This window comes from uncultured Mobiluncus sp., from assembly GCF_947254095.1.
Taxonomy (GTDB): domain Bacteria; phylum Actinomycetota; class Actinomycetes; order Actinomycetales; family Actinomycetaceae; genus Mobiluncus.
The window spans coordinates 17,364-31,115 of sequence record NZ_CAMYBV010000021.1 but is presented as its reverse complement, the minus strand read 5'-3'; the positions used below and the strand labels follow the sequence as shown (position 1 = coordinate 31,115).

11 protein-coding genes are annotated in these 13,752 nt (G+C 59.5%); 2 read left to right on the top strand and 9 right to left on the bottom strand.

All coding sequences use genetic code 11. From position 1 onward, the window contains the following. The coding region (locus tag Q0X47_RS07500; protein WP_297724503.1) for a glycosyltransferase at window positions 1-470 on the bottom strand (470 nt) is incomplete at its 3' end. Between the two features lie 167 nt (window positions 471-637). Between Q0X47_RS07500 and glgC the strand changes: the two genes are divergently transcribed. After that, window positions 638-1,876: a glucose-1-phosphate adenylyltransferase gene (gene glgC / locus Q0X47_RS07495; protein ID WP_297724500.1), complete on the top strand. Its 1,239-nt coding sequence runs from the start codon at window positions 638-640 to the stop codon at window positions 1,874-1,876. A gap of 3 nt (window positions 1,877-1,879) precedes the next feature. Further along, a complete protein-coding gene (gene serB, locus Q0X47_RS07490; protein ID WP_297724497.1) occupies window positions 1,880-2,800 on the top strand; it encodes a phosphoserine phosphatase SerB in 921 nt (306 codons plus the stop codon). Window positions 2,801-2,845: 45 nt separating this feature from the next. Here the strand turns inward: serB and Q0X47_RS07485 are convergent, their stop codons facing one another. The 8 genes from Q0X47_RS07485 to Q0X47_RS07450 all read right to left on the bottom strand — a co-directional run bounded on the left by Q0X47_RS07485 (window position 2,846) and on the right by Q0X47_RS07450 (window position 13,750). After that, window positions 2,846-3,907 carry a cell division protein FtsQ/DivIB gene (locus Q0X47_RS07485; protein WP_297724495.1) on the bottom strand — a complete coding sequence of 354 codons (1,062 nt, stop codon included), beginning with the start codon at window positions 3,905-3,907 and terminating at the stop codon, window positions 2,846-2,848. Window positions 3,908-3,981: 74 nt separating this feature from the next. Continuing rightward, window positions 3,982-5,481, bottom strand: coding sequence for a UDP-N-acetylmuramate--L-alanine ligase (murC, locus tag Q0X47_RS07480; RefSeq protein WP_297724492.1), 1,500 nt, complete (start codon window positions 5,479-5,481; stop codon window positions 3,982-3,984). Window positions 5,482-5,483: 2 nt separating this feature from the next. After that, window positions 5,484-6,656: a glycosyltransferase gene (locus Q0X47_RS07475; RefSeq protein ID WP_297724489.1), complete on the bottom strand. Its 1,173-nt coding sequence runs from the start codon at window positions 6,654-6,656 to the stop codon at window positions 5,484-5,486. 117 nt (window positions 6,657-6,773) lie between these two features. Beyond that, on the bottom strand, window positions 6,774-8,120 hold the full coding sequence (locus Q0X47_RS07470) for an FtsW/RodA/SpoVE family cell cycle protein (protein ID WP_297724487.1): 1,347 nt from the start codon (window positions 8,118-8,120) through the stop codon (window positions 6,774-6,776). Continuing rightward, entirely contained in the window at window positions 8,095-9,582 is a 1,488-nt protein-coding gene (murD, locus tag Q0X47_RS07465) for a UDP-N-acetylmuramoyl-L-alanine--D-glutamate ligase (RefSeq protein ID WP_297724485.1), read from the bottom strand. The genes Q0X47_RS07470 and murD overlap by 26 nt, the downstream gene beginning before the upstream one ends. Continuing rightward, window positions 9,579-10,679 carry a phospho-N-acetylmuramoyl-pentapeptide-transferase gene (mraY, locus tag Q0X47_RS07460; protein WP_297724480.1) on the bottom strand — a complete coding sequence of 367 codons (1,101 nt, stop codon included), beginning with the start codon at window positions 10,677-10,679 and terminating at the stop codon, window positions 9,579-9,581. The genes murD and mraY overlap by 4 nt, the downstream gene beginning before the upstream one ends. Next, a complete protein-coding gene (gene murF / locus Q0X47_RS07455; RefSeq protein WP_367178292.1) occupies window positions 10,676-12,127 on the bottom strand; it encodes a UDP-N-acetylmuramoyl-tripeptide--D-alanyl-D-alanine ligase in 1,452 nt (483 codons plus the stop codon). The genes mraY and murF overlap by 4 nt, the downstream gene beginning before the upstream one ends. Window positions 12,128-12,199: 72 nt before the next feature. Further along, the gene (locus tag Q0X47_RS07450; RefSeq protein ID WP_297724477.1) at window positions 12,200-13,750 is read right to left on the bottom strand and encodes a Mur ligase family protein; all 1,551 of its coding nucleotides are present in this window, start codon (window positions 13,748-13,750) and stop codon (window positions 12,200-12,202) included. Window positions 13,751-13,752 lie beyond the last annotated feature (2 nt).

The following is a 13,752-nucleotide window of genomic DNA, read 5'->3' as shown; positions in this document are numbered from 1 at the left end:
GCGCGAGACACCGCCACGATGGCGTCCGCGGCTTCGTAAGCGGTTTTTTCCGCCCAGGAAGAAATCCGGTATCCCCCGCCCAACTGTTCAGCTTTCCACGGACGCAGCGGTTCCAAGGAATGCGCGGAAATAACGTGCGGAATGTCATACATCAGGGAAGCCCAATGCCCGCCCATATTGGCGTACCAAGTGTGGGAATGTACTACGTCAGCACCGGCTGCACCAGCCACAAACTCTAAATCCACTCCCAAAGTGCGGATAGCGGCGTTCGCGTCAGCCAGTCCCTCCAGATAGTCGTAACCGGTGACCCCCTGCTCGCCGCCTTCCGTACCCGCGGGACGAGGACCCTCAAAACAATGAACCCTGACTTCTGCCCGCTGACGCAAAACCTTGGCAAGTTCAGTGACGTGAACCCCAGCACCCCCGTAAACTTTCGGAGGGTATTCCCGACTCATTAAATCAACACGCATGGCAACCTCGCTTCAACACAAAATGGACCCTGGACAACACGGTTCGTAACGTCCTCGGAAAATCCCCTGGCCAGCGAACCGTGATTGCACTTCTAACTTATCCCATTTGCTGGTAAAAGATGCCCCAAAAGCCCCACAAAAGCTAAAAAATCTTTTAGGGTTAATACGTGGCTCTACCAAAAGTTTTGACAATTATTCTCGCTGGTGGCGAAGGCAAACGCCTGATGCCCCTAACTGAAGACCGCGCCAAGCCCGCGGTGCCTTTTGGAGGGCACTACCGGCTCATTGACTTCGCGCTGTCTAACGTGGTGAACTCCGGTTATCATCGGGTCATCGTCCTAACTCAATACAAGTCCCATTCTCTGGACCGACACATCGCTACAGCCTGGCACATGTCGAACATTCTGGGCAACTATGTGGCACCGGTTCCGGCCCAGCAACGCACCGGAAAACACTGGTACATGGGTTCAGCGGACGCAATCTTCCAATCTGAGAACATCATCAGTGATGAGCGCCCCGACTACGTGCTGATTATCGGCGCGGACAATATTTATCGGATGGACTTCTCGCAGATGGTGAACGAACACATCGCATCCGGTCTGCCCGCCACCGTGGCCGGAATCCGTCAACCGCTCAGCTTGGCATCTTCGTTCGGAGTCATTGAAGCGGACACAACGGGTAAAATCGCAGCTTTCCGGGAAAAGCCCCAAGACGCGGTCGGGCTGCCCGACGCCCCGGATCAGATACTGGCATCGATGGGCAACTACGTGTTCAATACTGATGCTCTGCTCGAAGCACTGCAGCTAGACTCCCAAAATGACGATTCAAATCACGATATGGGCGGGGACATCGTGCCGTATTTCGTGTCCCGCGGGGAAGCCCACTGCTACGACTTTATCCGCAATGACATCCCCGGCTCGACCGAACGGGACCGGGATTACTGGCGTGATGTCGGTACTATTGATGCCTACTACGAAGCCTCTATGGACCTCATCGCGGTTCACCCCGTCTTTAACCTGTACAACCCAAAGTGGCCGATTATGACGACTTTGGACGGCGAGCTGCCCCCCGCCAAGTTCGTTTACGGGGATGATTCCCGCATGGGACACGCCATCGACTCTTTTGTTTCCAGCGGCACGATTATTTCCGGAGCCCGTTGTGTTCACTCGATTCTCTCCCCGGGAGTCCGGCTGAACTCTTGGTCCGAAGTGACGGACTCGGTCCTGATGAACGGCGTAGTGCTGGCCCGACACGCGAGAGTCGACCGTGCCATCTTGGACAAGAACGTTTACGTTGGTGAGGGCGTCACTATCGGCGTTGACCTTGAACAAGACCGGGCGCGCGGTTTCCTGGTGACCGATTCCGGAATTACGGTGGTCCCCAAAGACACCCGCGTCGAGTACTAGCCCATGACAGAACCTACGCTACCCCTGCGCTTTTCCTGCGTATGGGAGGGAAACTCTGCGGACGTAACGCCTGAATCGTTTCTATCCGCGGTTATTCGTGCTACCGGACTGAACCCCACCGCGCTCCCCACCCGGTCTTCGTCAGAGGGGCTAAGCCGGGTGTCCCTCTACGTTCCCGCCGCACCCCCCACGACTCGTGAACAGAGAGCCGCGTGGATCCGCGCTTTGGAGCCTGACCTGGGCTTAGAGGACCTGGCTGTAGCGATAACAGCAGGGGCAATGGCGCAGCACGGTCCGGCCCTGGTGGTTTTGGACGGAGATTCTACGCTGTTTACCGGGGAGGGCATCGACCTGGTCGCCGCCCACGCCGGCACGCAAGCGGAAGTCGCCGCCATCACCGCTGCTGCGATGCGCGGGGAACTCGACTTTGCCCAGTCCCTGCGGCGACGTATGGAAACCCTCAGAGGGCTTTCGGTCAGCGTTTTGGACCAGGTGCGCCAGGACTACCACTTTTCGCCAGGAGCGGCACAAATGGTGTCGGCTTTTCATCGCCGCGGCGTAAAAGTCGGGGTGGTTTCCGGTGGTTTTAGAGAACTGGTAGCGCCGCACGCGGCGGAAATTGGGCTGGATTTCGTCAAGGCAAACAGTTTCGAGGTGGCCAACGGCCAGCTGACCGGCGAGCCGGAGGGCGACATTGTCACCGCCGAAACCAAGGAAACCTGCCTGCGTTCCTGGGCCTCCGAACTCGGAATCGGCGTGGAGAACTGCGTGGCGATGGGAGACGGGGCTAACGACCTGAAAATGGTTCGCGCCGCCGGATTGGGAGTTGCCTACCTGGCAAAACCTGCTTTGCAAGCCGCTGCCGATGTGCGCCTCTCGTGGCCCAACTTGGCGGCGCTCTCTGCGCTCACTCTCCCGGACTGACTTTCTCAGCGCGAAAACTGTTCGCCCAAAAAAGGCCGCTCACGTTCAGCGGGTCGAGGGACGCTCCGGGTTTGACACATCCACGACTTTCACGCCCTGCACCGTAAACAAAAGTTTCGCTACCTGGGCTTTTTCTACCGAATCATGGGAATTACCCCACACCAGGGCTCGGCCGTCACGCAGTTTAAACTGCAACTGAGCGGGGTCGTCGGAAGTCACCGAAGCAATCATGGAGCGCAAATCCTCAGACATATCCCCAAAAGCAATCAAGGCCGCATCAACCAGTTTGCGGGTTTGCCCGCCCAGCTTTTCCATGTCGACATCCAGCTGCGGCAGCCCCGCCACGTCACCAGGGGCAATCTCCAGAATCACTCCGGACCGGTCCACCCCCACAACTTTGCCGTTTTGCCGCACGGTGGCTACCGGAACGCGCTCCACCACGTGAATCTCTAACCCGTGCGGCCACGCGGGCTTGACTTGTGCATCCTTTAGGGCACTGACTTCCTGCAGCACCGTCTTCGCCACTCCCGCCGTAGCCAAACTGGTGATAGAGCGCCCCTCGAAGCTCTGAGTGGCTTGGCAAACCTGTTTAATGTCTACGTTCCGCGCGCCCGTGACATGGCACTGTGCGAGCTGGTAGGTGAACAGCGGTGAAAAAAACACGACGTACAAAACGATGAGGACTCCCGCCAACACCCCAATCAGACTGGAAATCCGCAGCCGCAGCCGATGGCGGCGAATGAACTCCTGTTCCTCCAACCGGTCCAGCAGCGTATTGTCTACGCTTGCCACCCGCAGCGAATCCCAAGGGGAACTCGCCTCGTAGTGCGAACCGTCAGCGGGGGACGTTTTTGGATGGTGTTTGCGCTGAGAAACCTTTTGGGCCGCTTTCACGGCCTCACGATTTGCCTTCGCAGCCTGCTTTTGAGCTTTCTTGGCGGCCTTTTTTTCCTCGCGTTCCTGTTTATCGAGTTGAGCCGGGGTCGGCCTTTTGGACTTCGTCTCAGGTTGGGCTGTTCCCGAGTCTGTCGTGTCAGTCGCGACGGCACGGTCACGAGGGCGGCGCGGGGCGTCCTTGTCGAGGTCAACACTTTTGGGGTCAACCACGGGGCGACGATGCCGCCCCCGGCTCGCATCGCGGCCCTCTGAGGAATTCCCAAGGGTGGGACGAGGAGGTGGTTTCACGCCTGGCTCACTTTCGCCTGGGCCGCCTGCTCCACCGAGGCAAAGTCGTGTCCCGCGGCGATAGCGTGGCCCACGTGGGTGATAGAACCCGCCCCCAAGAACAGCAGCAGGTCGCCGGGGCGGGCAGACCGGAAAGCGTGCAGTCCCGCCGCGTACATATCTGCCACGTAGGTCCCTTGACCGAGGCGCTCGGTGATGGTGTTGCCGTTTACTCCGGGAATCGGCGCTTCGCGGGCGGCGTAGACCGAGCACACGGTCAGGTCGTCCACGGCGGCAAAAACCCGGGCGAAAGCGTCAACATTGTGGTAGGTCCGAGAATACAGATGAGGCTGGAAACACACCAGCAGCCGGCCACTACCGGCTAAGTCACGGGCCGCCTGCAGAGTGGCGGCGATTTCAGTAGGGTGGTGCCCGTAATCGTCGTAAATACGCACTCCATCGCGTTCACCGACTCGCTGCATCCGGCGGCTGGCTCCCGAAAAAGTCCCCAACGCGGTGACGAACTGGGCCAAGTCCACGCCCAGGGCGTAGGCGGCTCCCAGCGCTCCTCCCGCGTTCAGCAGCATGTGCTGACCCCCAATCCGCAGCTCGAGCTGTCCGTGAAACACCTGCTGACCAGCATCGGTAACGCTGACTTGGCAATGTCCGTGGCCCGGCCCTAGTTCGGGCTCACTCAACTGCACTACGATGTCACCGGCCAGGGGAACCCCGAAACCATAGGAAATAACCCGTGACCCGCCCACGCCGCGCCGCGCCGGCACCCGCTGAGCCAGCCTTTTGACCCCGGCATCATCGGCACACAGCACCAGCGCACCGCCCTCGCGCAGTCGACCAGTAAAATCCACAAAAGCTTGCTCGAAAGCCTCCGCGCTGCCCCAGTGATCGAGGTGATCAGGCTCTATGTTGGTGATGACTTCCACCGCGGGGGAATAGTTCAGGAAAGACCCGTCGGACTCATCGGCTTCAATGACAAAGGCGGAACCCGACCCCAAACGCGCGCCGGTCCCCAGTTCGGCGATGACTCCCCCGATAGCAAAAGAAGGATCCGCGCCGATTTTCAGCAGGGCGTGGGCAATCATGGAAGACGTGCTGGTTTTGCCGTGCGCGCCGGCCACCGCCACTAAATCGTGGGAACGGGTGCAAAAATCTAAAGCTTGGGAACGGTGCCAGATTTCTAAGCCCAGAGTTTTGGCGCGAGCCGCTTCGGGATTGTCCTCATGTACCGCCGAAGTCACCACCACAATAGCGTTAGCAGGGACCTGTTCCTCCCGGTGTCCCACGAAAACGGTGATGCCCGCCGCGCGCAACTGTCCCAGCGTATCGGCTTGCACCTGGTCGGAACCGGACACGTGATACCCCAGGTCATGCAGCAGCTGCGCGAGGACGCTCATGCCGGCCCCTCCGATACCGATTAGGTAAAATGCCTGGTAGGACGGAACCTCGTGGGCTTGTGCGACGTTGGACAAATTCGTGGAACTGTCTTTGATTTCGGGCATGATTAGGCCTCCTCGGGTTTCCCGGTCGTTTCGCCCAGGACTGTTAAAATGAGCGCGCAGAGATTCTCGGCGCCGCGAGTGGTGCCGACTTGGGCTGCCGCCGCCCGCATGGCCGCGTTTTGCTCCGGGTCTAACAGACGAGTCAGCAGGTCAGCAGCCACCTGCTCGGTCAGTTTCTTTTGGTCGAGCAAAAACGCTCCCGCGGCTTGCACGACCCCTCGCGCGTTTAGGGCCTGCTCTCCGTTGCCGATGGGCAAGGGCACATAGAGAGTGGGAATCGCCAGGGCGGTGTTTTCCGCGACAGTCGCTGCCCCCGCTCGACACACCACACAATCAGCTAGAGCCAGACCGTAGTGCATCTCAGTGAGGTAGTCTCGCACCTGGTAACGCTGCTCCAGGTGGTGTTCAGCTACGAAATCCCTGACAGGGCCGTCCTTGCCTTTCCCGGTCAAGTGAATGACTTGGGCGGAAGGGTTTTCCTGGAACACCCGCAAAAGCGCGTCGGGCAAGACTTCGTTGAGACGCTGCGCCCCCAGGGAACCTCCGGTGATTAGCACCGTGGGGTGAGAAGCCGGCAAACCGAAAAATTCGGCGGCTTCGGATCGCGCCGCGTCCCTGGTCTGGGGTGTTTCCAGCTGACGCGCCAGTTCGAGAATGCTGGGGCGCAAGGGCAGGCCAACCACGCGGGTCTCGCCGTGTTTCGCTTTCAGACCGGTGCCCTCAAAAGTCAGGCCGACTCCGGCGGCGTAGCGTGACCCTACCCGATTGGCGAGCCCTGGCCGGGCATTTTGTTCATGAATAACGATGGGAATACCCAGGCGTTTCGCCGCGAAGTACACGGGAGTGGAAACGTAGCCCCCAAAGCCCACCACCAGCTGCACCCCTCGCGCTTGGAAAGTATCGCGTAGCGACGCCACCACGTGACGCATCCGAACCGGCAAACGAACCAGATCCGAACTGGGGCGACGCGGCATGGGCAGACGGGGGATGGTCAACAGTTCATAGCCGGCGGCGGGAACCAGCTCGTTTTCCAGCCCCTCAGATGTGCCCACCACCAGCGGCTCAAAGTCGAATTCGGTGGACTTTAGCGCGGCAACAGTCGCCAGCAAGGGGTTCACGTGCCCCGCAGTGCCGCCGCCAGCGAAAACAATGACCGGTTTTGAGATGTCACTCACACCCACAACTTTAGCGTGTTTTGTCCGGAAACTTTTTCAGGGGCACGGTTCCTCGGGCGGTTGTCAGCAAAGTGTTCCCCCGATTTCCGCGCCATGCCGACACCGCAGCGCCAGCGTTCAACGGTGTACCCGGCCGGGCAGCGAAACCGCCGCTCCGCGCCGCAAAGGACGCAGCCGAGCTTTCAAGGCGGCACCCGCTCCGGGTTCGGCACGCGCGAAACACATCGCCATGCCCATCGCTGCCATGATGGACAGCAGGGAGGAACCGCCGGAGGAAATCAGCGGCAGAGGCACCCCAATAATCGGGAGCAAGCCAACCACGGCTCCGATATTGATGATGGCTTGGGAAAAAATCCAGCCTATCAGGCCCGCCACGGTGTAACTCACGAAAGGATTGGTTGCCCGGCTCATCAGCCGCAGCATCGTCAGGCACAGCACCACGAACAAACCCAGAACCAGGAAAGTGCCCAAAATCCCGAACTCCTCGCCCAGAATGGCGAAAATGTAGTCCGTATCCGCTTCGGGCAGATAGGACCATTTTTCCCGGCTGGCGCCCGGTCCGACCCCGGTCAATCCCCCGGTGGCCAACGACCACAAGCCGTGTTGGCGCTGGTAGCCGATACCGGTGGGGTCGGTGGTGGAAGCGTCCATGAAGCCAAAAACCCGCCGCCGCCGGTTGGCGGAACTCATTACGGCCAGGGTGACCCCGAAAATTCCCAGCAAGACGATTCCCGCAAAGTAACGCCAAGGAATCCCCGCCACGAATATCGCCGTCAAGATGAGCGCCGCCATCACCATCGCGGTGCCCAGATCTCTACCGACCATGACCAAGCCCAACGACCCTACCGCGGGCACCCCCGCGTTGATGAGCCAACGTTTCGTGTCCCTAGCCTCCCGCAGTTCCGGATCGGCCAGGACCCGCCCCAATGCCACAGCCAAAGCCAACTTCATGAACTCGGAGGGCTGAATGGTAAAGACGCCACCGAGGTTAATCCAGTTCGTGTTGCCGCCCGCGGACGCACCGTGCATGCCCGGCACGAACACCATAATCTGCAGCAGCCACGCCGCCCCCAGGAACCACCAGGTCCACTTTTGATAAAATGTCAGCGGAACCCTGGAAGCGATGAACAAAATCAGCAGCGCCGCCACATAAATCAGTGAACGTTTCCCGAAGGAAAGAAACGGGTTCACCCCGCTTTCCAGGGCGGTGATGGTCGAGGCGGAAAACACCAGGATAAGCCCAATTATGAACAGCAGCAGGGTGGTGACCAAAACCAGGTAGTAGCTCAGAACCGGCTGGTTCTTCCATCCCTCGGACAAGTCGTGCAGAGCGGAGTGTTCCCGGCCCGGCTCTGTGGATGGGGCGGAGCTGGCGTCAACCAGGGTGGGCGTCGAGTTTCGCGAGGAAAACTTCGTCAGTTTCGCGTCTCGAGGTGCCTTAGGAGCCTTGTTCCTCCCCGCCATTTTGGTTCTCCCCCAGTTTCCGCGCCGCCTGAGCAAATTGGTCGCCGCGCTCGTGATAGTTGTTGAACTGATCCCACGAGGCACACGCCGGAGCCAGCAGCACGGTGTCCCCCGGAGCGGCCAAAGCACGCGCCTCTAGAAGCGTCCTTTCCATCAGATTGTCCCCCGGAGCGACCCGTTTCAGCGGGATTCCCGCGCCGTTTTCCGCAAATGCGCTCTCAAAAGGCTCGGGGTCCAGGCCAATCAGCACAGCGGCTTTCACTTTCGGGGCTGCTACCTGCACCAGGGAGTGGAAGTCTTGGCCTTTCGCGTCTCCCCCGACTATCCACACGGCGCGCTTGTCATCAATGTCACGCAGCGAAGCTGCCGCCGCGTGCGTATTCGTAGCTTTGGAATCGTCGATGTAGGTCACGCCCTCGAACGTGCCGACCACAGCGCGACGATGTTCCGCCAACTCAAACTCGAGAATTCCGCGGTGCACCCATTCGGGCTGCAAACCGTAAGCGCGTGCCAGTCCCGCTGCGGCCAAAGTATCGGCCAGCAGGGCCGAGGTCGGTACTTTTGCTCCGCTCAAGTGTTCCAGGTCGGCAAAGGTCGCCAGTTCGAGAGCCTGGGTTTCGTTATGTTCCCCAAAAGCCCGGTCCACGATAACGTCCTCAATCACCCCCAGGAAGCCCGGAGCGGGAATGCCCGGCGTCAAGCCGATGCACTTTTCCGCAGGAAATCCCTGTTCCTGGACGAAACGTTTACTGAGCACCTTGGTCGGCAGCTCCTCGGTGGCGGGGTACAAAGCGGCACGCTGCACTCCGCAATAAATTTTTGATTTGTCCCAAGCGTAGTTGTCGGCGCTGCCGTGCCAGTCAATGTGATCGGGGGCAAAGTTCAGCCACACGGAAGCCCAGGGTTTCAAGCTGTAAGTGGAATGCAGCTGCGCCGAAGACAGCTCCACCGCCAAGGCATCCACAGCGCCTTCGGCCGCGACTTGGACAATGGGCGTGCCGTAGTTGCCCACCGCGGTCGCCACCACGCCGCCGGTGATAAGCATTTGGGCCAGCATTCCAGTCGTAGTGGTTTTCCCGTTTGTGCCCGTGATACACAGCCACTTGCAGTTGCGGTTGCCAATGGCTTCCTGGATTTGCCAAGCCAGCTCGACTTCTGACCACATGGGGGCACTGGTCTCGGGAAGGCGATACATGGGATTATGCGGGGCAATCCCGGGGGACACCACGAAAAGTTTATGGCCTTTCCCGGCGGCCGCCTCTCCTTGAAGCTGTTCGCCGGTGGCGGTGCAGTAGTCGACCTGGTCGCCGAGTTCCTCACGAGCCTGTTGGAGGGCGTCTGGGTTCACATCGTAGCAGGTCACGTGCGCTCCGAGAGTGGCCAGCACGGCAGCGGAGGCACGCCCCGACTTTCCCAGTCCCAAAACTCCGATGGAAGCACCGGTGAATTGCGTATCTTTCACAGTTTTATCACCCAATCGAAATAGAACAGCCCCACCCCGGCGGCGGCCATCAGCCCGGCAATAATCCAAAATCGCACGACCACGGTAATCTCTTTCCAGCCCAACAGTTCAAAGTGGTGATGAATCGGAGCCATCTTAAACACGCGCTTGTGCGTGGCTTTAAAGAATCCGACCTGGATAATGTCGCTGATAACTTCCATCACGAACAGGCCGCCGATGATAATCGCTAGGAATTCGGTGTGCGTGAAAATCGAGACTCCCGCCAGGATACCGCCCAGCGCCAGAGAGCCGGTGTCGCCCATGAAAATGCGGGCCGGCGAGGCGTTCCACCACAAAAATCCAATCAGGGCTCCGACCACAGCCGCGCAGAATAACGCAATGTCCAGCGGGTCGCGAATTTCGGAGTAGCACGCCGGGGCGCTGGTACCGTCGATGCCACAGCGCTGCGAGAACTGCCAGTAGGACATCAAGGCATAGCCGCCAAACACAAATATCGAAGTACCGGTCGCCAAGCCGTCCAGACCGTCCGTCAGGTTAACCGCGTTAGACCAGGCTGCCACCAAGAAGTTCGCCCAAATCAGGAACAGCACCACCCCCAGACCAAAACCGGCGAAAGCCAAATCTAGGTTCGTGTCCCGGATGACAGAAATCTTGGTGGAGGCAGGGCTCAAGCCGCGTGAGTTTTCAAATCCCAGGGCCAGACCGGAAAATATGGAACCCACTGCCAGCTGACCGAGGATTTTCCCGGTCGGGTTTAGCCCTAAGGAACGGTGCTGAGAAATTTTAATCCAGTCATCTAACCAGCCGATGAATCCCAGCCCGACCAGCAAGAATATGAGAATCAGAGACGAGGCGCTGGGGCCTTTGCCACTGGTGATGGCCTGGTGAATATGGCCCGCTCCCCAGCCGATAATGATGGCCAGGATAATGATGACCCCGCCCATGGTGGGGGTGCCGCGTTTAGTGTAGTGCGCAGTCGGGCCGTCCTGACGAATAAACTGACCATACTGCCTTTTGACCAGCCAATTCGCATAGAACGGGGTGACCAGCAGCGAGAATAACAGGGAGATAAACCCGGCGGTCAATACCGCAGTCATCGGACACGGCCCCTTTCTTCAATCTCTTGAGCCAGTTTCCACAGTCCCGAACCGTGCGAACCTTTGACCAAAATCAAGTCGCCAGGACGCACAATTTCCTGCAAGAGCCGACCAGCGGCGGTGGCATCCGTCACCTGATGGCTTTCCCCATCATGTTTCAATGCGGAATAAGCGCTCTCGATGTGTTTCGCCATGGGACCGACTGTCAACAGCACCGAAATTCCGAGGTTCGCGGCGTAACGCCCGATTTCCCCGTGCAGCTGCGGGGCAGTTTCACCCAGTTCCAGCATGTCCCCCAGCACTATGACCACACGCCGGGTGGCTCCCGATTTCGCAATCACGTCCAAAGCGGCACGCACCGAGTCCGGGTTCGCGTTATACGCATCATCAATGAGGTCCACTCCGTCTGCCAAATGCACCAGGTTCATGCGGTGTTCGCTGACCGGAGTGGCTTTGGAAAGCACCGCCGCAATCTCGGCGGGAGTCAGCCCGGCGACGTGCCCAATCGCCGCAGCCCCCAGCGCGTTGTAGACGTGATGCGCGCCCAGGAGTTGCAGCTGCACCGGGGCACTGCCCGCGGGAGTGTGCAGCAGGAAACTGCCCCGCGAAGCCTCGTCTAGGCGCAAGTCGGTGATACGCACCGGAGTGTTCTTTTTTGTCGAAAAGTACATGAGGCGTCCCGAAGTCCGCCCGCTCATCGCTTCCACGCGCGGGTCGTCCGCATTCAAAATGGCCATACCCGAGGGTCCCAGGTTCTCCAAAATGGTGGCTTTCTCGGCTGCTAGGGCCTCGACCGAAGAGTACGATTCCAGGTGCGCCACCCCCACCATCAAAACCAGAGCCACATCTAGGGGCGCAATGTCAGTCAGGTAGACGATGTCGCCGGGTTGCGAAGCCCCCATCTCTAAAACCAGGTACTCGGTCGCAAAGTCAGCTTCCAGAACCGTCAGCGGCAGGCCAACCTCGTTATTGAATGATGCCACGGGGGCGACAGTAGCGCCTTTGGTGGATAAAAGCTGTTTCGTCAGGTCTTTGGTGGTGGTTTTGCCAGCGGATCCAGTGATTCCGATGACGAGTTTCAGTTTGCCGACTCCCCCGCGAGCTTGGGCTCGCAGTTGGCGCAGGTGCGCCCGTGCCAGCCGCCCCAGAGCGTACTGCGGGTCGGGGACCTGCAGTACTGTCAGCTGGTTCAATTCGTCTTCAGTAGCCCACCCTTGGTCCAGAATCTCTGCGCGGTCGCTGCTGACGATGGCGACCTTTCCCCCGCGGCGAGCCACGGAACCTAGGAAGTGATGACCGTCTGTATTTTCTCCGGGTAACGCTACAAAAACATCACCCGTACTGACCAGACGTGAGTCGGTGTGTACTCTGCCTTGAATCCGAGTCGAGCTTTCCCCAGGTTCCAAACCAATCGCCTCACGTAGGGCGTCAAGGGTCATATCTATCAAAGGTGGACTCCTTCAAAAGGCAAACAAATCGACTTTAATCTTATCCCAAGCCGGCTCCGGTCAGAAAAGGGCTCAAGCTCGCTTCGCCAGAGCCTCGCGGGCGACTACCCGGTCGTCGAGGTCGTACTGTCCATCCGGCGTGAACATGATGGGCTCATGCCCCCGCCCCGTGATAACGACGGTATCCTCGGGACGAGCATCTAAAATAGCTCGCTCAATGGCCACCTCACGGGGGGCGACCTCCACGAATTTGTCCTCGTGCCCTTTCATGCCCGCCATGATGTCCCGGCGAATCCCGCTGGGTTCTTCCTCGTGAATGTCGCCATCCGTAACGTAGGTGAAATCCGCCAGCTCGGCGGCAATCTGACCCAGAATCGGACGCTTGCCCGGATCACGCTGTCCATCCGCACCCATGACCAGCAGCAGCCGGCCTTTGGTCGAAATCCGCATGGTATCGAGCAAAATCTTGGTGGAATCCGGGTTATGCGCAAAGTCCACAATCACCCGGGGTGCTTCACACAGCAACTCCATCCGTCCCGGCACGTCCAGACGGATGGGATTCACGGTGAGGTGGCGCAAAATGTCCCCATCTAGCTGACGTGGGCTGGGAGACAACCCCGTCACCACCATCACGATTGCTAGGGCGGCATTAATCGCGTTGAATGTACCAGGCATGCGTACCTGCACGGACGCTTCTTTACCGTCAAAAGCCCGCAACCGCAGTTCGGTGAAACCCCCGTCCAATTCGATGATTTTCCCTTGCCAATCAGCCGGTAGACCCGTCAGGGACAGGGTCACAAAATCATGTTGCCCGCTGCGTTCCAGCTGCTCGGCTAGGCGTTGGCCCCACACGCCGTCAATGATAATAACCTGGCGATCGCTGCGCTGCTGGGAGAACAGCGAGGCCTTGGTCTGGAAGTACTTTTCCATCGTGCCGTGGTAATCCAAGTGATCCTGGGACAGATTCGTGAAACCGGCGCAGGCGAAATGTAGGGGATCTACCCGTCCCATCGCCAAAGCATGCGAGGACACCTCCACCACCATGTGATGCACGTTTTCCTGCACCGTCGTGGCCGCGAAGGCTTGCACCTGGGGTGCTTGGGGGGTCGTGATGAAAGCGGGGGCGGTTTTCTTGCCCACCGCGGCCTCTACCGTGCCCACCAGCGAGGACAGGTGACCTACTCGATGCAGCAAATGACGCAAAAGGTAGGTGGTGGTGGTCTTTCCGTTCGTGCCCGTCACGCCCCACGCGCACAACTGCTGACAGGGATTATTAAAAGCAATAGACGCCGCCCGACCGGCTACGGAAGCCACATCGGGAACGATAATAGCGGGGATGTCCACGTCGGTAAGAAACGCCAGCCCAGCCGGATCGGTCAACACTGCCCCGGCCCCTCGCGCGGCGGCGTCCGCACCAAACTTGGCGCCATGCACATGAAACCCCGGCATCGCCACAAACAGCTCGCCACCGCGCACCACCCGGTTATCGATAACAGCGCCGCGCACCCGGCCGTCTTTACCATGAACAGTGCCGTTCACGGCTTTTGCCAAATCCGCTACTTCAATCCAGGGCAGGCGAAGCAGATCCGGCGCGTAGGGGTCAAAAGCAACTTCCAAAGTCATAT

Coding starts and splice junctions, on each gene's coding strand:
- serB (WP_297724497.1), top strand. CDS start 1,880: ATGACAGAACCTACGCTACCCCTGCGCTTTTCCTGCGTATGGGAGGGA.
- mraY (WP_297724480.1), bottom strand. CDS start 10,679: ATGACTGCGGTATTGACCGCCGGGTTTATCTCCCTGTTATTCTCGCTG.
- Q0X47_RS07450 (WP_297724477.1), bottom strand. CDS start 13,750: ATGACTTTGGAAGTTGCTTTTGACCCCTACGCGCCGGATCTGCTTCGC.
- murC (WP_297724492.1), bottom strand. CDS start 5,481: ATGCCCGAAATCAAAGACAGTTCCACGAATTTGTCCAACGTCGCACAA.
- Q0X47_RS07470 (WP_297724487.1), bottom strand. CDS start 8,120: ATGGCGGGGAGGAACAAGGCTCCTAAGGCACCTCGAGACGCGAAACTG.